Consider the following 21,524-nt stretch of genomic DNA (forward strand, 5'->3'; position numbering starts at 1 on the left):
TATATTGGACTATGCTTACTTATGATAAATGATATTATAGATCTCCCAATAACAATCTTTTGCAGCTTCTTCGGAATGAGATTTAATAGTAAGATAAGCAAATGCGTCGTACCATTTTTGCGGATGGTTTAACTTTTCACCTTCAGGAACTTGCAATTGAATTTGACAGTTTGGTGGTAAGTTTAATTGACTTGAAGCGATGAGACCCTTTTTAGGTAATAATCGTGCTATCAATGTGATTTCATTTTCATCGATATTAGGTAACAAAGGTGGATTTTTTATTTGCAGTATTTCTGCAATTAAGAATTTTTCTGGAGAATATGTGAGAGTCTCTGTAAACATAATCATCACTTGCCCGCCGCCTATGCGACAAGCGATTTCGTTTATGAGATAGTTATTATTTCTCTTCCAAATTTCGGCATGGAAGGCAAAACAATGCTGACTATTCCCCAATGCGTGCAATGATTTTTGGGTGATTTCCATAAGAGCTATATATTCATCTGTATTCCTTTTAACGCATATACTGCCAGATAAAATATTCGTCGCTGTCTTAGGATCCCATGCAAGATGGGGTTTGTGACCTAGATAGCGGCTCGCAAGGGAGAAAATGATCTTGCCATCCTTAACAAAACCGTCGACATGAAACATTTCTGTGCCAATATATTCTTCAGCTATAAGGTTGAGATCTTCATCCCAATCGAGATCATTTTTAAGTGAGTCAAGATAATTTACGATATCATTTTCACAATTGAGAACTTTAAAACCTATGCCTGCTGCTTTGCATCTGGGTTTTACTATGAATGGAAAGCCTAACTCATAGCTTGCTTGTAAAAGACAAGTGGCACTTTGCACGGGTCGATATTTTGCTACTGGAATTTCCTTGTCTTTGAGCTTCTGTTTCATGTGAATTTTATCGCGATAATTAAATATGCTTGGATAATTAAAACTTTTGTTATTATTATTTAAGCAACTGCGAGAGACGCGCAAGAGATCAAATTCTCTCAATGCAATGACATAGGCCGATGGATTTTCTTTTAAGAAAATATTTGTCTTGAATTCGACAAGTGGGTTCGAATAGAAGTTTTCAAATTTATGGATTTTTTTAAGTTTTAATTTTAAACTAAGTGGAATAAATTCATAACATTCTTGACTGGTAAAGAGTGTTACGGCAAAATTCGATGGAATGCTTTCTAGAATTTGTGGCAGAGTTTTTGCAATCATTTGAGGGAAATAAGTAGATTCTACCAGCAGAACTTGCATTTTTTCTTGATCTGAATTCATAATTTTTTCCTATATGCGGAGTAGGTCTTTAAAAAAAACTACGTATAATTAATTCATAAAAATTATCTATATTAAAAAAGGAAATAATTCAAGTTTATAGTGATTTGTTGAAAGTAAGAATCAAAAAATGTATTGGATAAATTAGAAGTGTATTTTTTTTAAATTAAAAGGGTATTGTAATTCTTTATTGAAGTTTGCGATTATGTGGTTATGGTATTAATTTATGTTTAAATATAATTTTAAAAAAAAATTTGACAAAATTAAGAATTTAATTAATAATATATTTACTACCGGTAGTTTTTTATAACCCATTAAGTTTTTTTTAGGAGTTTCAATGAAAGATTTTGAAAGCAAAGAATGCCAAGCGTACATTAATAAAAATGCAATCAATTCTGATTTTGATACAACAATTGAATTCAGTGATATCCAATTAGCAGAAATCGAAGTTTCTGACGACTTGTTACTCGCAGTTCATCGTTCTTAAATTAAAAACTCCCTAGCTATACGCAAGTGCTAGGGAGGCTAAAATAATAAAAAAAGAATAAAAATATGACTATAAATAACGGTGAATATTTTAATATTAATCAGATCTCAAAAAAAGAGTTTGAAAATATTTTCTTTGATGAACATCTTCCCCTGCTATTAAATGGTTTAAATATGGAAATGCCTGCTTATAGAAAATGGACATTTAATTTTTTCAAAGAGAATATGGGTCATTTTCTAATCCCTGTAGGTGATGACTTAAAAAATCCTGCTGCCATTTCAAGAAAAATGTCTATTCGGAATTATATTACACAGCTTAAAGAAGATAAAGATTGCCCCTATATGGTGGGTTGGAGCTACCAAAGAGAATGCCCCACTCTCGACAATGATTTTACTTTGCCAGAGTTACATCCAGATGATTTTATCCATGGTTTGCCAAGACATCTTAACTATAGACGTAGTTGGATTTTTTTTGGCAAAGAATCAATTGAGAGTGATTTGCATATAGATTCTTTTGCAGCAAGTGCATGGATAATAATGATCCATGGGCAGAAAACTTTAAGAACATTTTCTCCAGTTCATAGGCATTTAGTAAAAATGGGTACATCACTTTTCGATGAGGAGAATATCAGGAAGATAAAAAATCAGGGTGTTGAAATTATCGAATTTAAATTAATACCAGGCACTATAATGTATTTACCTGGCGGATGGGTGCACCAGATTAGAAATGACAATGACACCATTATGGTAACAGGGGCTTTTACAGCAAAAAGCCATGTCTTCCAATTTTACCCTTCTTACCAAGAAACTATTTCAAAAGATATTAATGATAGCGAAGAGCATTACCTCTCTTATATAAAAAATGAGTTTATGAATATTGAAAAATTACCCAAGGAATCAATTCAATATATTAAAGAAGATATATTGAGAACAGAAAGGCGGATAGAAATTATTCAAGATAAAATGAAATTATATAAGAGTCTATTAAATAAAAATTAGAGGTTTATATAGTGAAGAATATAAATTGCTTGAAAATTGCTGTAGATGCTTTTCCATACAAGGAAAGTATACATCAAATTTGCGACTACAGTGGAGAGCAAATATATAAAAAACAAGCACTCACCCTTTTTAAAGAGCAAAATAGAAGCATTTATAATTTAGCAGCAAAAAGTTATTTATTAAGCAATAATTATAAAAATATCGAAATAGAAATCAAGGATAATTTATATTGGCAGAATGGGGAACAGGTATTTGCAGAGGATTTTGCCCGTTCAATAAAATTTCTTTGTAGGGATAAAGGAAATCGCTTTCGGACTCTTTTTTCAGATGTGGAAAATTTTAAAGAATATTCAATATACATTTCAAATGATATTGGAATTCACTGCCCTGATAAATATACTTTGTGCATTAATCTGAAATATCCTAATGTATATATGCGAAATAATTTATCTTTAATCTCTACATCGCCATTACACATCTCTAATTCTCACTTGTCTGCAGGGCCTTATTTTTTGAGCTCTTTAGAAGAGAATAAGTTTTTGTTAAAGAAGAATAAGCATTACTCATTAGACGAAGTTGCAAATTCCTTTAATGAAATAGAATTTATAAAAATAAAAGAAGATAAGTTTGCTGATAATTTTCAGTGCGGTAATATTGATGTTAGTTGTGACACATGTTTAGACTATAATTATTATAAATTAGCAAGAAATTCGATTAATTTTAAAGAAATATCTTCAAAATTAATAATGCTACTGTCTCCTTGGAAAAAATTCAAAGAAATACCAGAAGCAGTAAAATATATTATTATTAACGCAATAAATAGGAAAGAACTCAGTGATAGGTTTGATGGCATACTTAAAGAATCATTTTCTTACCTCGATTTATATGATTATAGTTATAAAGAAAAAATAATTAAAAAGATAGAACCTTTGTGCGAACCTTTTAATTTGACAATCGCTTATGAAGATTTTTATCCCAATAAAGAAATAGTAAAACTTATTGCGAATCAACTTAAAGCATATAACATTAACTTGTTACCAGAAGTGGATGAGTATGGCAAATGGGACTCTTGCACCCATTTGCGTTTTGAAATTCGTTGGTCAATGCGTTCTACTCCTTTATTATTTTATAAATCAGATTTGAGCCGCGGCTTTATAACAGATCAGGAATTTGAAGAAGCCAGAAAGTATTATTCTTATATACTACAAAATAATAAGGAAGAGGAGAACGTAATATTTTATAAAAAGCTAGATCAAATATTGATAAGAAATGCTGTGTATATTCCATTATTATCTATGCCTTCTGGCTATTTTATAAGACCATATATTGTAAATAGTTCACTATTTGATCAGGGAACTTTTATTCATTATTTGAATAATATTGAAAGCGTATAATTTATGTATTACCGATTGAATGGCACAATTATTTACTTGAGTGAAAATATTATAGTATATGGACATAAGTCTTTGTCTATTAAAGCGAGAGTTAATTTTTCAGAAATTAAACATTTTTTGGAACAAATAAAAGAAGGATTAAATGCGGATAAAATAGATGTCTATGTAAATTGCAGCATAGTAGGGAACATAGTAAAAAAAATGTTTGAAATGTCACTTATTATTCCATACAAATTAGCATATCTAAATACCCCACTGGAAAGATCATATGATTTCCTTTGTCACCACTTATCAGGCAAACAAACAGATATTGATTTTAATCATAATATTAACATTACAATTTTTGGTTGTGGCGGAGTAGGGGCGAATATCGCTTTAAATTTACTTGTAATGGGATTTTCAAACTTTACTTTCGTAGATTACGATACAGTTGAGGCGAGTAATCTAAATAGGCAATTTCCATTTGTCCCAGAAGATATTGGAAAGAATAAAGCCCAGGCCCTAAAAGATAATTTATTAAAAAGAAATCCATCTGCTAAAATTATGTGTTTAAATTTATTTATAAATTCTACACAAATACTCATTGATAATCTCTCCACAAGTGATCTTATAGTATCAGCGATAGATAGCCCACCAATTAAGTCAGCAATTTATTCGACAGAATATGCATTAGAAAAAAATATTCCTATTATATTTGGAGCTGCTGGTTATGATACTATAAAAGTTGGACCACTTTTAAAAAGTAAAGGTGCAATGAAAAATTATCTTTCATATCTTAATTCTGTAAGTATTATAAATGCTACCCCAATTAGAGGTTCAATTCCCTCCACAAATTCTTTATTAACATCTATTTTGAGTAACGAGATATTTAATTTATTCTATGATGAAAAAAAAATGTTATTTCCAAACAAGAAATTAATAATGAATCATTTTTCACTCGAAATAGTTGAAGAGAATGATTATGAAAATTGAAAAAAATAAAATTATAATACAATTCTATCTAAGCAGATTTTTATTAATAAATAATTATATTCGCCAACTTATACATGCTAAATATCCTAATTTAACTGCTAAAATTTGCTTAAAGTTTTTAGGAAAAGTAGTTGTCAAACAAAAAAAAGAATGGGGTGAAGTTAAGTATATTACAAATATAGTACATGAAGCTTTACATATTGATTTATTTCTGCTTCAGTTTTTAGTTCCCACGGTTCATTCTAATAACTATACGAAAGGCTCTTTTAAAAAATTGCAACATTCCACAATTGGCTGTTTTCACTCGACATTTTTTTATATTGATTCGTTTTTTTTAGGAAAAATTATTTTCAATAGGAGTAAAATTTCAAAGAAGAATTTAGTCATAAATTAAATAATGGTAAAACTTATGAAAAATAATTTAATTGAATACGATTCCAAAATTGATGACATAAAATGCTTTTCCACTGAAGAATTGCAAAATTCATGTATTGTCATTAGAAATTACTGCAAAAATTGGAAGCTCTATCACAACAATATGTTTGAATATATTGCAAACACATATGGGCATGATCGAATTAACGTTGAAACAAACATCAATGGAATTATAAATGAGACTATAAATATAAAAGAATATATAAATAGAATTGCATTAGGTATTTCAACTATAGGCAATTGGTCTTGGCAGCCATTTTATAAGTATCCTGAACTTCACGACCAATATACATTACCAGAGAAGATGGAAGACATATTTTTCCGAAATTCACTTGTCTGTAAACTTGTTATTTCACCTTGGTTGCTGATGTCGAGTAAAGACACAAAAACAAATATTCACCAAGATATGTTTCGTGTTAATGGAATAGTCGGTCAATTAGAAGGAGAAAAGGAGTTTGTATTAGTTGAGCCATCTTTTAAACTTGAAGAAGGTAAATATTACGCTGAAGAAGAACTGCATTCATTATCTATAACATATTATAAAGTAATCCTTAAAAAAGGTGATTTTCTTTATTTCCCTACTCAGTGGTGGCACCAAGCAAAAACTTTGAAAAATTCTGTCACGTTTATTCATAGTACTGTGAATAATGCAAATATGAAAAATTTTCTAGATGAATTGATTATTATGATGCCTAATTTTATCCAACGTGTTCAAAACGGCGCAAAACAAATGTCTTTATTTGGCAAAAATATTAATTGGGTTTGCAATGGATTTAAAAGAATTATTGAATAAAAGGAACATGAAGTGTTTATAAATGAAGTTAAAATTAGGGTAAAACTCTTTAAATCTCAGCCCTACCTTTTGTTTGCACTCAGTGGAATTCTCGCTACATTTGGCAATGGATTAATATATATAACAATGTCTTGGTACGCTTATCAGAAAAATAATTCTATCGGCAGCTTGGCTCTTCTCATGTTTTATATTTGGATGCCAAGTATTATCTTTGGTCCTTTTTTTGGTGTTTGTGCTGATAGGTACAATAAAAAATATTTATTAATTTTATCTAATGTAGTAAGAGGAATCGCTGTATTTGTATTCGCATTTTTTATGTTGAATGGTTTAGAACCAAACATTTATTACCTTGCATCTGTGCTTGGCTTTTTTATTTCCTTTTACATGCCAGCGGCAATCCCATTCGTAAAAGAAATTGTACCAGAAAATAAACTCGTTGAAGCGAATGCAACTGTAGATATGCTTTACGAGTTTGGCACAATTATTGGGATGGGAGTAAGCGGTGTCCTTATTTATTACTTAAACACTATTGGTACTCTTGCTCTTGGTGGGGCTTTTTTTATTATTTCAGGTTTGTTTAATTACTTAATGAAATATAATCCTATAAATAATTTTAATAAATTCCAAACAAAAAAACAAACATTCTTAAATGACTATATTGATTCTTTAAAATATATTGCAAGGAATCCTTCCCTTATAGGTGTCTATCTTACACAAATGATTATTATGGTCCTGATCATGACAATCCCCATTTTGCTTGTCCCCTTTACACAAGTAGTTCTTAAAGGTGATACCGTCCTATTCGCCCGCCTAGAAGCTTTAATTTCGTTAGGTATTTTTGTTGGAGGATTCTTTTCTCCTATTTTATGCAAAAAAATAAGTGCTAAATATACCCTCATGTTTCTTACAATATTACTTTCAATCACCTTATATATATTCTCAATTAATGATAATATTCTTATAAGCTATATTGTTTATTTTGGCATAGGGGTTGGACTTTCTAGTTGGGCTGTTGTTATTAGTCAAGCACAACTCTTAACAAGTCCTGACTTTCAAGGTCGATTGCAAGCGACTTTCTATAGTTTATCAGGTATTGGAGTTTTGCTTCTTTATGTTTTAGTAAATTATAAAGGAAACCTCATTAGTGTCCAAAATTTTTATCTTGTAGAAAGTATCATTGCTGCTTGTGCGTTTATTTTTGTTTTTAAAATAAAAAATTGCGAGTTAAAATAGTGTTAAAAGGGTTGGATATTTTGTTAAAGCTTAAAAATAAAATAAATGTATAAGGGTTTCTGAAATAATTTTAAAACACTATTTAAAATTATCAATTGCAAAAGGATATTTTTCAGTTTCAAGCAATTTCTTAGCGATGATTTTTATTTTATCATCATGATTTGCTTTTAAATTGTAAATATTTTGATTGATCCGCGCTTTTGCGTTTCGAATAATTAATTTTGCCATGGTGAGTTCAGCTTCATTTTTCTCTGGGCCACCATGCTTTTCTAAGACGGAATTTATTCTCGATAAAACGGAAGAAATTACATATGTGTCGATTGCGATATCTGCGAGGCGTGACAATTGCAATTGCTCATCAACCAGTTTGTGTCCGTAAGTGCGAATGAGTTTAGAAGCAGAAGTTGTCAGCGCATGTGTCGCTGTTGAGAGTCTTTCGCATTCTTTTTCGAGGGCTGGATGAAAACCTTCTAGCTTTTCTGTTAGCACACTCTTTTTAACTTCACTGAAGGCAAATTCAGATAAAAAGCCTATTTTTCCTATGGCGCTGTTCAAGAAGTCAACACTTTTGATATTTTGTAATGACTGTAGTTCTTTGCCAAGGCGTTGGTATTGAGAAGCAGGCTCTTTCAATCCTGTCATTGCAATAAAGAGTCTTAATATTTCGTTTGTTCCTTCAAATATAAGTCCAATACGTCCATCTCTGAGTTTTCTTTCAATGCCATATTCAACCATATAACCATTGCCACCGTGAATTTGCATGGCAGTGTTGATTGTTGCCCAACTTGCTTCTGTGACAAATACTTTACAAATTGCAGCCTCGATGCTGTAATCCGTATCGCCGGAATCGACTAAATTGGTTGCGAAATAAGTTGCAGATTCAGAAGTATATATATGCATTGCCATTTCGCTTAACATGCTTTGGATAAGGCCAAAGTCAGAAATACTGTGGCCAAATGCTTTTCTATTTTTTGTGTAAGTTATGCACTCGTCCATTGCGGATTTCATAGCGCCCAAAGCACCGCCCGCTAAGCCCATGCGACCTTGGTTTAAAATTCCCATAGCAATTTTAAAACCGTCGCCCGATTTTCCTAAGATATTTTCTGCAGGAACTTTTACATCTTTAAAAAAGACTTCAACAGTGGATGATGCTTTAATACCAAGTTTAAGTTCTTCTGATCCATGGGTGACTCCGCCCATGTCTCTTGTTACGATAAATGCGGTGATTTTATCTTCGCCATTTATTTCTTCCTTTGCAAATACGGTGAAAAAATCTGCGAAACCACCATTTGTTATCCATAATTTTGAGCCATTAATTATATAATGGTCGCCTTGTTTAACTGCTCTGGTTTTAATTCCTGCGGCATCGCTTCCTGCAGTTGGTTCTGTTAAAGCAAAGGAAGCGATCATTTCTCCTGTTGCAAGCTTAGGCATATATTTTGCCTTTTGTTTCTCATTGCCATATAAATAAAGTCCTTTTAAACCAATCGAGCTGTGTGCACCCGCGGTTAAGGTAACAGATGCGTCGTGTTTATTTAAAAGTTCAAGCGTTCTAGTATAAAATGTTTGGGTAAATTCGCTTCCACCAAAAGCTTCAGGGATAATAAGTCCAAAGAGACCCATTTCTTTCATTCCTTGAATAATTTCTTTTGGTAATTTTTTTTCTTGGTCGAATTTTAAACTATCAACATTTTGTTTCATCCAATCATTAATAGAATTGGCCATCAAAGTATAATCATTTTCTCTATTGGTATTAAAAAAGGGATAATGATGCAGAGATTTTTCTGATATATGCCCATTAAATATGCTTTTCATGAAACTAAATTTCGTATTACCAGACATAAAACCTCCTCGTTTTTACTATTTTCAATCTGGATAAGATAACTTTACAATAGTAAATTAGCTGAATTGAATGAAGAGAGCAAACTGTTTGAAATGCAAACTGTATTTACTGTCAATGTCACTTATAGTGTATTGCAACCATTGCTAGTTTTAAAATTTAAACATATTTTGAAGTATAGAGAATTTTATTTTTATTTATTTTTAGGAGAAAAAAATTATGGCTATGTTTGAACTTAATGAAACCCAAAGGCAATTGTTTGAAATGGCGAAAGATTTTTCGAATAAAGAAGTATGGCCTAAAGCGCGTGAATTGGACGAAACAGCAAAATTCCCAATGGATTTATTAAAGAAGACACATGAACTTGGAATGTTAAATGCATTTGTGCCTGAAGAAGTCGGTGGGCTTGGTTTGGGCACATTTGATCATTGTTTAATTTCGGAAGCTTTGGCCATGGGGTGTGCTGGTTTCTGTACAGCGGCTTTGGCGAATGATTTGGCCGCAGTTCCTGTTATTCTTTCTGAAAATAAGCATGCATGGAAAGATTTTTTGGCACCTATGGTTGAAGAATGCCAAATGGCTTCCTACTGCGTAACGGAGCCAGGTGCAGGAAGTGATGTTGCAGGAATTAAGACGACAGCAAAAAAATCGGGCGATAAATATATTATCAATGGATCAAAAATGTGGATCACAAATGCAAACTATGCATCGTGGTTTTTTGTGCTTGCTAAAACTGACTCCTCTAAGGGGCACAAAGGAATGTCAGGTTTTATTGTTTCAGCAAAAACACCTGGCATTACGATTGGTAGAAAAGAAGATAATATGGGTCAACGCTGCAGCGACACACGGGGCGTGACCTTTGATAACGTTGAGGTGCCTGCTAAATATTTACTTGGTAAAGAAGGTGACGGGTTTAAACTCGCCATGGGGGCTTTTGATAGGACACGCCCTGCCGTTGCTGCAGAAGCTTTAGGCTTAAGCCAGCGGGCTATGATGTGTGCAATTGATTATGCAAAACAAAGACAGGCATTTGGTAAAACTATATCTGAAAATCAAGGTGTTAGCTTTATGATTGCAGAAATGGCGCGGGATATTGAAGCTTCGCGTTTACTCGTATGGAAAGCTGCGGATGAGGTGGATGCAGGGAGAAAAAATACATATTATGCTTCGATAGCTAAGATGTTTGCAGCTGATGCCTGTATGAGAATTACCACAAATGCGGTTCAGATATTTGGTGGGTATGGATATAATAGAGAATATCCTGTTGAAATGCTTATGCGGGATGCAAAAATATTTCAAATATATGAAGGAACATCCCAAATTCAAAGAATGATTGTTGGAAGAATGCTGCTAGACATCTAAAGAATTCTTTAAATAAATGAAATGCTGTGTTAAGCAAACTGCGGAATGGTGTCTTCTTTTTGTGAATTTTTAGAAAGATTTGGTGTCAGAGATGATAAAGGCTTCAGAAGCAAAAATTGGCATTGTTGTTGCAAGATTTAATGAGGTTATAACGTCTCGACTTGCTTCAGGTGCAAAAAATATTCTCATTCGGCGTGGCGTAAAACCTGAAAATATTATTGAAATTGAGGTACCAGGGGCATTTGAAACGCCATTTGCAGCTCAACTTTTAATAGATAATAAAAAAGTACACGGAGTTGTTGCTCTTGGAGCCGTGATTCGTGGATCAACAGATCATTATGATTATGTTTGTTCATCCACATCTTCTGGTTTGATGAATGTTCAACTTTCTCGCTCAGTTCCAGTTTGTTTTGGCATACTTACGTGCGATACAATGGAACAGGCAATCGATAGGGCGGGTGGAAAACTTGGCAACAAAGGCAGTGATGTTGCTGATTCGTTATTAGAAATGATCTTGCTCAGATCCTCATTATTAGGAAATTTATCATTATGATAGAAGGTGTAACTGGACTCAAACCAGCCGATTTTAAGCAAGTGAGAAGGTTTGCGGTTCAATTTGCTTATCAGCAAGATGTAAATCAACAATATGTTATGCAAAAAAGTGTTTTAGAACAGTTTATTAAACAATCTGAAGTGTCTGAGAATCAAAGAGCTTTTTTGCGTTCTTTATTAGCGGCTGTATTTGAGAAAAGCAAAATAGTCGATGATTTAATCGAAAAAAATGCAAAAAATTGGAAAATTTCGCGCATTGCTCGAGTTGATTTAGCGGTTCTTAGAATTGCAACAGTTGAGCTTTTAGAGCGAACCGATACAGATATTGGAGTTGTTATTTCTGAAGCAGCTTCTATTGCGCAAGAATATGGCTCTTCAAACTCAGCTTCATTTGTAAACGGTATTCTCGATGCGATTGCTAAAACTGTACGTTCTGCTTGATTGAATATTTATTAATCAAAAAGGCGAATAATTGAAATGAGAGAAATTTACCTCCTAGAAAATATCGAAGCCTGTGCACGATTTATTTCTGAGCGTGTTGCTCAAGGATATTCTTTAGAGACTTTTTTAGGTATCGGCACATTTTCTAGTCAAGTTTTAAAAGATCAAAAAAAAGGTATTTTTATTCAAGCAAGTCCAGCTTTTCTTGAGAAAGAATTATCTGAAAGTGTTATTCTAGGTCATTTCTCAGTTTTTGAACAAGAATCACTTTTATTACAAGTAAACGAAGAAGGCCATAAATCATTACCTATTTCGAGATGGTTTCTCGTTGGTCAACATCTAAGCTTATTTTCCTCTCCTCGTATCGATGTGCTTAGATATTTGCCACTTAAAGAACTTATGGGAGTCAGAACTCCTGAAGAGTTTATGCAAGTTTATTTAAGTTATTTATTTCCAAATATTCAAGAAGTCAGAGCTCAATCTATTTTGTTTCTCTTTGATATAAAAATGCTTTGCGATTATATTCGTTCATTTTTTATGTGGCTTATAGATAAATATGAATTAGTAGGTTTGAAAGAGTCTATATTAAATTATTCAGAAATGGATTTACAAAAAAAAGTAACGGAAGAATTTCTTTGGTTCCTAGCAGATTCAGCATTACACCCTTGCATTGGGGTTTTTCCATCTACCCAAAAATGTTTTGATTTTCTTATCCACTCCGCTCGTGTTTTAAGAAAACAAGGTAATTTAACTGAAGAGACTTTATTCAAGTTTTAATTTTATCATAGGTGATAAATATGGTAAAAAAAAGTTATGAAAAAAGAAAAAGTAAGAGACATGATATAAACTTTATAATATCAATTTTTCAAAATAAAAAGCCTATAGCTCTCCACAATTCAGTTAAAGATTTTTCTTTAAATGGTTGTGCAATATATATTTCTAATAATCATAGTTTTCAAGTCAATGACGTTGTAGAGTTGCATGTTGAAGAAAATTTTCTTAAAAAAAATCTAGAAATTAATATTGAACCAATTATTGGTGTTATTAAATATTTGGATAAAGAAAATATATTTTATGCAGGGATTGAGTTTAAAAATCTTAGTGAAAATAATGTAAAAGTAATAAAATATATTATCGAAAATGGAGTGATTTTAAAAAAGTTCCCTCAGACTTGGCAGCTTTCTAAATAACTTTTTTTTATATATTATATACTTCTATGCTGTCTTCGTCATTCGACTCGATCTCAGTATCATCCGAAGGAGCTTTTAGTAATTGTAAAAGATCATCACGTGAAAGATGTTTAAAGACTTCTTCATCTTGTTCAACAAATCTTTCAAAAATCATCCTTTTCCTACTGATAATGTCATCAATTCTTTCTTCTAATGTTCCCCTTGTGACAAGTTTATAAACTTGAACATTCCTTATCTGGCCAATGCGGTGAATTCTATCGGTAGCTTGATTTTCTTTTGCAGCATTCCACCATCTGTCAAAGTGAATAACAACACTTGCTGAAGTTAAATCTATCCCTGTTCCACCAGCTAATAATGAACCAATAAATACTTTTACATCTTTATTTTCTTGAAATTCTTTAACAATACTCCCTCTATTGACAGATTGTCCTGTTAAAATCACATGCTGAATTCCTTGAGCATTCAGTCTTTCAGAAAGTTTAGTAACCATTTTTGCATATTGGGAAAATACGACTACTTTTTGATTACTTTCAAGAGCTTCTCCTAGCAATTCATCAAATACTTTTAACTTACCACTGCCTAACTGTGAATATCTTGGATCAATGATAGAGGGATCATCACAAATTTGTTTTAAAAGACTTATTAAGCTGAATATATGGATATATGGAACAGGGCTTTTTTCATTTTGTAAATCATCGATTAATTTTTTTCCTTTTAAATTTAACACTTCATTATAGAGCTTTTTTTGTGCTAAATTTAAATGACAATAGCGAATATCTTCAACTTTATCTGGAAGATCAGTAAGTACATCAAGTTTATTTCTACGCATTTTAAAAGGATGAATCAGTCGATGCAATTCAATATCTGCGATTGGATTATGAATTTCATCATTTGACATATATTTCTTTTTAAATTCACTATCACTGCCTAAATAACTTGGAGCTATATAATCGAATAAGTTTTTAAGTTCCATTAAATCATTTTCAAGCGGTGTCCCTGTCAAACATAGGCGCATATTGCTTTCAATTTTGCAAGCTGCTTTGTATGTTCGCGTGCTTTGATTTTTTACTAAATGAGCTTCATCCAAAATAACTAAATTCCATTTTTTTTGCATTATCAGTTGAATATCTCTTAATAGGATTCCGTAACTTGTTACAAAAACAAAATGACCTTTTATATTTTTTTGTAAATCCATTAAATAGTTTTTTCGCAGAGATCCATGATAACAGATGCATTTAACTTTCGGAATATACTTACTCATTTTATCAAGCCAATGGTCGATCACACTGGTCGGGCACACTACTAAAGATATCGAAAAATCATCGCGTTTAGCAATACTTGATATGAGTCCCATCGCTTGGTGCGTTTTACCGAGTCCCATTTCATCTGCAAGAAGTCCACCAAGTTGGTTGCTATAAAGCCACCAAAGCCATTTTAATCCATCTTCTTGATATGGGCGTAAATTAAGTTGTGTTTCTTTTAAAGATGGTAAAGATAATTTTTCTCTTGAAATAAGACCTGCACGAATTTTATTAATAATATCCGCTTTGCCTTTGACTTTGCTTTCTGTGCCAAATTGTTCATGAAAACGTATGAATTCAAGAGTTGAAAGTTTAATTTGTCCATCTTGCTGGATTTTGTTTTGTAGCCAGTCAAACTCAGCGTTAATCTTAACAAATCCTTTTTCTGTTTGCAGATACTGTTTACCTTCGGCGCGAGCTCTTAATATTTGCAAGAGTGTACCTGAAGTATTTCCATCTATTTTATCTTCAGCTTTAGAATTAAATTTAGCATCGATTAAAATAGCTCCATCTAAATCTTTATTTAGAGTGAATTCAGGAATAATAGTTTTATTAAAAACTTTAACTTTTGAAAGATTATTATGTAAAACAACTTCAGCAGTTTCTTTAAGACGTGTAAATTCACTTTCAATCAAAGTTGCTGCTGTATCTCCTTCTACAATTCCAGATTTAGGATATTCTTGCCAACGTGAAATCTGAGTTGCATTCATTTTGTCGACAAAAGGAATATAACCGATTTTAGCATAAAATATTCCATGTTTTCCAACATGTGATGTTTGTAGATCGCTTAATACAATTTTTTTAATTGAATTATTATTTTTAAAAATATTTATATTTTTTTGAATTAAAAAACCGGAGTTTTTATGATTTTTAATATCAAAATATCTTTTTGCCGTTACACCATGGTCAATGAGTTTAAGAACGCTTTTAGTCGCTTTTTCGTATTGGTTGGTATTGAATAATAGTTTGCAAGTGTCATCAATTCCAAAACGATAATTTAATTTTTTTGAAGCATCCAGCTTAACAAGAACATTTAACCACGGTTCTTCTTTGTCTAAATCAATAGAAATAATTTCCAAAACGTTGGAAGTAAAAATATTTTCAAAACTATTGCTTTCTAATGTTTGCTTAGCATCATTTATTATTTCCCATTTCTCTTGGGCATTGAATGTGCTCGTTTTATTTTCATCTGTTTGGGTAAGTCTTGGTTTGCTGGCTGTGCTATTTAAATAAAGTTCAGAACCACCTGTACCTAAATTAAATTTCTGTAAATAAAGAGCTTTTTCTTGATCTAAGTAAATACAAAATGCAGCAATATGTGCGCATTTCTCAGCTCTTCTTCTATTTGCTTGACAAGTACATTCCATCCATTGAACAAATTTTCCATGCGCATGAATTTTCATCCGCACTTCATAATTTTCACCAATACCTGCCTTAACTTTTCCGCTTAAAAGCTCTCCGTAGGAGTTGAAATTATAAACTCCACCAGATCTATAAATTGAAATTCCATTTTGCCAATTGTTAGCAAGGAATTGTGGGAAAACAAAATCAATAAACGAATGAGAAGTCATTTTTATTCTGTCTAAATTTTTGCTTTTAGTAAATAATTTACTAAAAACATATGGTGATAATAGGAATTAGAGTAGCGAATTAATTACTGCGACTCGCTACTCGACTGTCATTTTTTTCAAACTTTAAGTAGTCTGCAAGAGTTGTTTGAGCAACTGAACTTGCTCTGACGACCCAATTTTGTGGGCTTGCCACCACAGTTCCAATAGCTATGCTATTCGGAGAGTTGAGTGGAGCAATACCACTAAACCAAGTGTAAAGAACATCTCTATTTTCTGGATCGAGCAAAGTTCCTGTTTTACCGCCAATTTCATTAGCGTCAGCTCGAGTTCCTGCCTTATGAAAAGTTCTACGGCTTGTACCCGATGATATTGTTGCTAACATCAAGGTTTCTATTTTTAAAGCAGTTTGTTGAGAGATTATTCGTCCGATTTGCATAGGTTTTGCTCTGTAAACTTCCTTTCCGTCTGAATTGTAAGCAGCCTCTACTAAATAAGGTGCCATCATTATACCATGATTATTAACAGTTGCAGAAAGAAGAGCCGCATGTACTGGGTTTAATTTCGTTGCGCCAAATCCTGCACCGGCTTCAGCCACCTCCTGAGGAGTTGCTGTATCAGGGTCAGGGAGCAAAAACATACTTGTTTGTAGCTTCAAATCACTTGGAATTGGTTTATTAAACATAAACTTTTCAGCATATGACTTGAGTGAAGCTAAACCTACTTCATAAAGTGCTAAGCGGGCGAAAGCAGTATTACAGCTTGAGCCAAAAGCTTTAGCAAAAGTCATTTTTTGTTTGTCTCGAGATGGATCCGCTAGCCAATTGCCATTTCTGAGATTACCGCAACCTCCTCGAAATGAAATTTCATCATATGGATTTAAATTTCTTTTTTCTATGGCGGCAGATGCTGTGATAATTTTCATTAAACTTGCTGCAGGGGCACGCGAACTGACTGAAACACTGGCATTTCTGTTTCCGCCATTTTGCGAAAGAGCAAGGATCTTTCCTGATTTAGGATCAATAATAGCTGTTGAACCATTTATAATTCTAGATTGACTTAAGTACTTTTCTGAAGCGTCTTGCAGTTGAGGGTCGATCGTTAATTCCAATTTATAATTTTTATAATATGAATAAATTTTTCCATTTTTTAAAAACATTTTATTTGAGATTTCAGGCCATTCAACTTGACCAAACGGTGTGTTCAATGGTGTTCCGTTATTATTTAATGATTCTCTTGGATCAGTGTAAGCCTTTACTTTAACAGTGTTTGGATTTAATTTTTTAGCATTAATTAAGTATGAGCTAGAATACGCAGAAAAAAGCACGGGTTGAGCTGTGACATAATTAGTTTTTAAATCATTTTTCCCGTAACGTTCATAATTGCTTGCTTTGTATCTTGATTTTGTATTCTGTCTAGATGCTTTTTTGTATTTGAATTTATTCTGATTAACTTTTTGTTTATTTAATTTCTTAACTTTGGCTAAATTTGCGACAGATTTTTGAGATATTGAATTGATATTCGCATTTTTCACTTGCGCATGTATTGGTGCAGAGAAAAAAAATAAAGAAACAATAAGAGAATGAAGAGGCTTTTTTATAATATTAGAAAAAGAAAAATCCATTTTTGTATCCTCAAACTCCGTTTTTTATAGTGTACCATAAACCCGTTTAGTTTTGTTCAAAGTATTATAGCTTTAAATCTTTTTGGGTTAGGATCCAGCTTTTTAATACCGTGAGCAAAACTTTATTCTGGTACTTTATCGGTATAAATCGTTCAGATTGAAACTCCCATGAAATTTGCTTTTCAAGATAGTCAATCGCAGTTAAATATCTTGATTTGTTCTCCTCAACAAGACTTTTCGGCAGATTCGAAAAAATAGAAAGACAAATATAAGTAGCGTTTGGACTGAATTCGTAAATTTTTGTTAAAGCACGCTTACGCAATGATATTATTTCGTTTTTAAAATTATCATCTGTAACCTTATTATAGCTACCAATAACCACTTTTCCATGGGGTGCTAAACCTTTTTCAATGATTTCCTTTTCTTGGCATTTAAATTGCAAATCATCAAAATAAATTGGGACTTCAATAACTTCAATATAAGGGAGGGCTTTAGAATTTACTTTCCATGAAATATAAGCAAAAGGTAATGAATCATAAAGGCCTCTAATTGATTCTCCTGTGCTCGGAAAAATAGGATAAAATAGGGGTATATTCATGTCAATATTATCATCACAGTGACATTTTAATTTTCTTTTTTTGACAAGGTTATTAAGTAATAAATTATCTTTCCAAATATTAGGTAACAGTTTTAGATGAGGCAAAGAGTCAAATAATTTATTTGCGGCAATTCGTACTTCATGAGTCATAATGTTGTCCTATGCCATTTTTGGGCTCGCAGAATTTTCTGCAAATTTATATTTTTAAGATGTCGATTCTATATGTGGTTTCAATATACCTCAATCTTATCATTTTAGGAGTCAAAAGGTGTTTTCAAAAGTGAAAGATGCTAAAGTCTTGTCGTCAGTGCAAGGTATTGAGAATTCTTCAAAAAAATATAAAGGTGTGCCATTTTCTCTTTTAGGCAGCCAAACATTTTTTCAAGGAAAAGTTATTTTAAAAGGTGAAGCACGTTTGGCAGGGCATGTTGAAGGCACGATTATTTCAGAAGATATCTTGATTTTAGAAGAATCAGCTCTGATAAAAGGTGAAATTCATGGTGTCATTGTTGAAATTAGCGGTATTTTTGAAGGCAACCTTTATGCGGCTGACACTTTAAGACTCACTTCTTCAGCTCGCGTGGAAGGCGAAATATCTTCCTATAAATTAATAGTTGAAGAAGGTGCTAAATTGCGAGGAAAACTCTCGTGTTTAGAAGCTCCAAGACACTCAGTTGATGAAATTGTTTTGAGTGTTGTTTCTTAATAATATGAATGCATGTTTTATTTTTTAATTCCTTTCTCTGCAAAAGGAGAATGCGGTTGAATTCAGATAATGTTGCAGGCAAAGAATCTATTAAAGAACTTTATAATGAAGCTAAGCAGAGAATTAGATTGATATTGAGTATGTTTGGGCGCTATGAACCTGAAAAAATCAATCCATTACCTGATGATAAATCTTTTGCGGCAATTTCTAATTTAATAAACAGTATTATGAGTTCAGCGCAATTTGAGTCAGAGAATCAATACCGAAATGCTATTGTTGAAATTTCAAATTGGATGAATTGTGCATTTAATAAAGAGTTTTTAATTAAAAATGAAGCACTTTATCCGAATCCTTTGTATGTTGTGAGAAAAGGCGCAGAAATTCTTCATTCATTTTTACATAGAGATTTAAGAAGAAAACAATTTTCTTCTGAAGAAGATGAAATTTATAGAAATTATATAACAATGATTTCAAGTTTGCCTGATCCGCGCAATAAAAAACTCGATCAAGAAGATGTGGATGGTATGATTGATAATCTTTTAAAATCAAGTTAATTTTCAAGCTGCTTATTGATTCTCAACTGTCTCTTCGTTATTGTCCGTTTTTGACTGGTTTTTATTCAATCGCCAAAACGGAAATTTTATGAAAAATATTAAAAATTTTGCATTTTATAGTTGGGCTTTCCTTGTTTTTAATTTTTTTGTTGTTCTAAATGGTGCCTTTGTACGTGCCACGGGTTCAGGAGCGGGTTGTGGTGAGCATTGGCCACTCTGCAATGGCCAGTTTATACCTGATTTTGCAAAGGTTCATACAATTGTTGAATTTTCCCACAGAACATTGAGCGGGCTTGCTGGAATAGGCGCAATCGTTTTGCTTGCTTGGTCTTTTAAAGTAACGCAAAAAGGGAGCCCTATTCGAAAGACAGCGTTATGTGCTTTTTGCTTAATGGTATTCGAAGCCCTATTAGGGGCAGGCCTTGTGCTATTTGGTTTAGTGGCAAATAACTCTTCTGTTTTTAGAGCCTATGTTATGTCTCTGCATTTGATAAGTACTTTTCTATTGCTCGCTTCAATTGCTTTAACAGCTTATTATTCTTCTGGTTTTGGAGTTGCACAGCTCCGTGGACAAAATAAGAAATTATTTTTTATTGCTATTGCAATTTTAGGACTATTTTTTATAGGAGTGAGCGGTGCTATCACTGCTTTAGGGGACACTCTCTTCAAACCCAATTATGTTGGTGAAGGGTTATTTGCAGAAAATGAAGGGACGACTCACTTTTTAAAATCATTACGAATCTATCATCCTATTTTTGCGGTATTAATTTCATTCTATATCATTGTAATTACTTGGAACTTTGCTCATAAAAATTCTACAAAAAGAATTAAAAAATTTGCTTACTTTATTACGTTTATTATTGTAGTTCAAATCTTGTGTGGTTTTATTAATATTGCTTTATTAGCACCTGTGTGGATGCAAATTGTACATTTATTAACGGGTGATATCGTTTGGGTTGCCTGTATCTTATTTTGCAATGAGGTTCTTTCTGAGGAGAAATTTCTTGAAAAAGTGTTCCGATATTCTTAAGATTTTTATTTTGATTTTGGTTATTTCTCTACCTTCCTTTTCGACTGATTCTTATATTCCATCCCTTCCGCACATGGTTGAAGACTTAAATACAACTCAACCACTCATACAATTGACACTCAGTTTTTATATGATTGGTTTTGCTATCTCTATGTTAACATGTGGATCTTTATCTGATCGTTTTGGGAGAAGACCTATTTTATTAATTGGCCTCTCTTTATTTTTAATAGCTTCGTTTGCATGTGTTTTTGCACAAAATGTTTGGTTTTTAATTATTGCTCGCTTCTTTCAAGCGCTTGGAGGCTGCTGCGGAATCGTTTTAGGGCGAACAATTGTTCGAGATTCATTTGAGAAAAAGGATCAAGTCAAAGTATTAACATATATGGCAACAGGTATGGCAATATCACCCGCTATCGCACCAATTATAGGAGGGATTCTTCAAACCTACTTTGGATGGAGATCCTCATTTGTATTATTAATTCTATTATCTGCAATAATATTAGCATTAGTATATTTTAAGATCGAAGAAACAAATAAAAATTTAAATCCAAAAGCAACACATCTCAGAGCATTATTTAAAAACTATAAAGAAATTTTATCAAATAGAACATATCTAGGCTATACTCTAACTATTTCTTTTGCATGGTGTGCGTATTTTTCATTTATATCGTCTTCTTCTTTTATTTTCCAAGATATAATAGGTGTGTCATCAGTTCTTTATGGAATCATATTTGCTATGGTCTCTTTAGGATATGTTTTTGGGACAATAATGGCGAGAAAATTATCAGCAAAATATCATTTAAATTATGTTCTTAGTTTTGCTACTATCATATGCTTTCTAAGTTCTTTAATGTTAATAATTTTTGCATTGTTAAATTATGTTTCAGTATTAGCTATTTTGCCTCCTATAATTGTCTTAATGTTTGGTATAGGTATTATTTTTCCATTGACACAGGTTGGCATGATGGATCTCTTTCCTAAAATGTTAGGAATTGCTTCTGGTTTATTCTTTTTTATTGAAATCATGTTTGGGGTATTTGCTGGATATATTTCAGGATCGTTTAAATCCGACAATCAAATTCCAATGGCGACTGTGATGTTTATATCTTCGACTTTTTTAGTTGTTTTTTATTATCTTTTAATTATGAGAAAAAAAGCCACTTAGTGC

At 32.3% G+C, this 21,524-nt stretch carries 21 protein-coding genes; 16 read left to right on the forward strand and 5 right to left on the reverse strand.

The annotated features are described in order from the left end of the window. Positions 1–15: 15 nt before the first annotated feature. Complete coding sequence (locus H7355_RS08305; RefSeq protein WP_186646475.1) at positions 16–1,281, reverse strand: ATP-grasp domain-containing protein; 1,266 nt, start codon at positions 1,279–1,281, stop codon at positions 16–18. A 334-nt stretch (positions 1,282–1,615) separates the two neighbouring features. On the opposite strand from H7355_RS08305, the gene H7355_RS08310 reads away from it, so the two are divergent. The 7 genes from H7355_RS08310 (at position 1,616) to H7355_RS08340 (ending at position 7,590) form a co-directional block, all read left to right on the forward strand. Continuing rightward, on the forward strand, positions 1,616–1,765 hold the full coding sequence (locus H7355_RS08310) for a hypothetical protein (protein WP_186646477.1): 150 nt from the start codon (positions 1,616–1,618) through the stop codon (positions 1,763–1,765). A gap of 65 nt (positions 1,766–1,830) precedes the next feature. Beyond that, a complete protein-coding gene (locus tag H7355_RS08315) occupies positions 1,831–2,763 on the forward strand; it encodes a cupin-like domain-containing protein (protein ID WP_186646479.1) in 933 nt (310 codons plus the stop codon). Between the two features lie 11 nt (positions 2,764–2,774). Then, positions 2,775–4,157: an ABC transporter substrate-binding protein gene (locus tag H7355_RS08320; RefSeq protein ID WP_186646481.1), complete on the forward strand. Its 1,383-nt coding sequence runs from the start codon at positions 2,775–2,777 to the stop codon at positions 4,155–4,157. Between the two features lie 3 nt (positions 4,158–4,160). Continuing rightward, positions 4,161–5,129, forward strand: a complete 969-nt coding sequence (locus H7355_RS08325; RefSeq protein WP_186646483.1) for a ThiF family adenylyltransferase — start codon at positions 4,161–4,163, stop codon at positions 5,127–5,129. Continuing rightward, positions 5,119–5,523 (forward strand): hypothetical protein, encoded by a 405-nt coding sequence (locus tag H7355_RS08330; RefSeq protein ID WP_186646485.1) that lies wholly within the window; start codon positions 5,119–5,121, stop codon positions 5,521–5,523. The genes H7355_RS08325 and H7355_RS08330 overlap by 11 nt, the downstream gene beginning before the upstream one ends. Before the next feature lie 15 nt (positions 5,524–5,538). After that, positions 5,539–6,357, forward strand: a complete 819-nt coding sequence (locus H7355_RS08335; RefSeq protein ID WP_186646487.1) for a cupin-like domain-containing protein — start codon at positions 5,539–5,541, stop codon at positions 6,355–6,357. Between the two features lie 12 nt (positions 6,358–6,369). Beyond that, a complete protein-coding gene (locus H7355_RS08340; protein ID WP_186646489.1) occupies positions 6,370–7,590 on the forward strand; it encodes an MFS transporter in 1,221 nt (406 codons plus the stop codon). A 78-nt stretch (positions 7,591–7,668) separates the two neighbouring features. On the opposite strand, the gene H7355_RS08345 is transcribed toward H7355_RS08340, so the two are convergent. After that, entirely contained in the window at positions 7,669–9,432 is a 1,764-nt protein-coding gene (locus tag H7355_RS08345; RefSeq protein ID WP_186646491.1) for an acyl-CoA dehydrogenase family protein, read from the reverse strand. A 217-nt stretch (positions 9,433–9,649) separates the two neighbouring features. Here H7355_RS08345 and H7355_RS08350 point away from each other — a divergent pair, with 217 nt between their 5' ends. The 5 genes from H7355_RS08350 to H7355_RS08370 all read left to right on the forward strand — a co-directional run bounded on the left by H7355_RS08350 (position 9,650) and on the right by H7355_RS08370 (position 12,975). Next, positions 9,650–10,792, forward strand: a complete 1,143-nt coding sequence (locus tag H7355_RS08350; RefSeq protein ID WP_186646493.1) for an acyl-CoA dehydrogenase family protein — start codon at positions 9,650–9,652, stop codon at positions 10,790–10,792. A 91-nt stretch (positions 10,793–10,883) separates the two neighbouring features. Next, positions 10,884–11,345, forward strand: coding sequence for a 6,7-dimethyl-8-ribityllumazine synthase (gene ribH, locus H7355_RS08355; protein WP_186646495.1), 462 nt, complete (start codon positions 10,884–10,886; stop codon positions 11,343–11,345). Next, a complete protein-coding gene (gene nusB, locus H7355_RS08360; RefSeq protein WP_186646496.1) occupies positions 11,342–11,785 on the forward strand; it encodes a transcription antitermination factor NusB in 444 nt (147 codons plus the stop codon). The genes ribH and nusB overlap by 4 nt, the downstream gene beginning before the upstream one ends. Before the next feature lie 36 nt (positions 11,786–11,821). Beyond that, positions 11,822–12,562: a hypothetical protein gene (locus H7355_RS08365; RefSeq protein ID WP_186646498.1), complete on the forward strand. Its 741-nt coding sequence runs from the start codon at positions 11,822–11,824 to the stop codon at positions 12,560–12,562. 20 nt (positions 12,563–12,582) lie between these two features. Beyond that, positions 12,583–12,975, forward strand: a complete 393-nt coding sequence (locus H7355_RS08370; protein ID WP_186646500.1) for a PilZ domain-containing protein — start codon at positions 12,583–12,585, stop codon at positions 12,973–12,975. A 7-nt stretch (positions 12,976–12,982) separates the two neighbouring features. On the opposite strand, the gene H7355_RS08375 is transcribed toward H7355_RS08370, so the two are convergent. The 3 genes from H7355_RS08375 to H7355_RS08385 form a co-directional block, all read right to left on the reverse strand. After that, a complete protein-coding gene (locus H7355_RS08375) occupies positions 12,983–15,847 on the reverse strand; it encodes a DEAD/DEAH box helicase (RefSeq protein WP_186646502.1) in 2,865 nt (954 codons plus the stop codon). A gap of 79 nt (positions 15,848–15,926) precedes the next feature. Beyond that, positions 15,927–17,468: a penicillin-binding transpeptidase domain-containing protein gene (locus tag H7355_RS08380; protein ID WP_186646504.1), complete on the reverse strand. Its 1,542-nt coding sequence runs from the start codon at positions 17,466–17,468 to the stop codon at positions 15,927–15,929. Between the two features lie 64 nt (positions 17,469–17,532). Further along, entirely contained in the window at positions 17,533–18,216 is a 684-nt protein-coding gene (locus H7355_RS08385) for a hypothetical protein (RefSeq protein ID WP_186646506.1), read from the reverse strand. A gap of 118 nt (positions 18,217–18,334) precedes the next feature. On the opposite strand from H7355_RS08385, the gene H7355_RS08390 reads away from it, so the two are divergent. The 4 genes from H7355_RS08390 to H7355_RS08405 all read left to right on the forward strand — a co-directional run bounded on the left by H7355_RS08390 (position 18,335) and on the right by H7355_RS08405 (position 21,521). Then, on the forward strand, positions 18,335–18,772 hold the full coding sequence (locus H7355_RS08390) for a bactofilin family protein (protein ID WP_186646509.1): 438 nt from the start codon (positions 18,335–18,337) through the stop codon (positions 18,770–18,772). A gap of 56 nt (positions 18,773–18,828) precedes the next feature. Continuing rightward, positions 18,829–19,326: a hypothetical protein gene (locus H7355_RS08395; protein WP_186646511.1), complete on the forward strand. Its 498-nt coding sequence runs from the start codon at positions 18,829–18,831 to the stop codon at positions 19,324–19,326. Positions 19,327–19,414: 88 nt separating this feature from the next. Next, entirely contained in the window at positions 19,415–20,356 is a 942-nt protein-coding gene (locus H7355_RS08400) for a COX15/CtaA family protein (protein ID WP_186646512.1), read from the forward strand. Beyond that, positions 20,331–21,521: a multidrug effflux MFS transporter gene (locus H7355_RS08405; protein WP_186646513.1), complete on the forward strand. Its 1,191-nt coding sequence runs from the start codon at positions 20,331–20,333 to the stop codon at positions 21,519–21,521. The genes H7355_RS08400 and H7355_RS08405 overlap by 26 nt, the downstream gene beginning before the upstream one ends. The last annotated feature ends 3 nt before the right edge of the window (positions 21,522–21,524 follow it).

The organism is Fluviispira vulneris (assembly GCF_014281055.1).
GTDB classification, from domain to species: Bacteria; Bdellovibrionota_B; Oligoflexia; order Silvanigrellales; family Silvanigrellaceae; genus Silvanigrella; species Silvanigrella vulneris.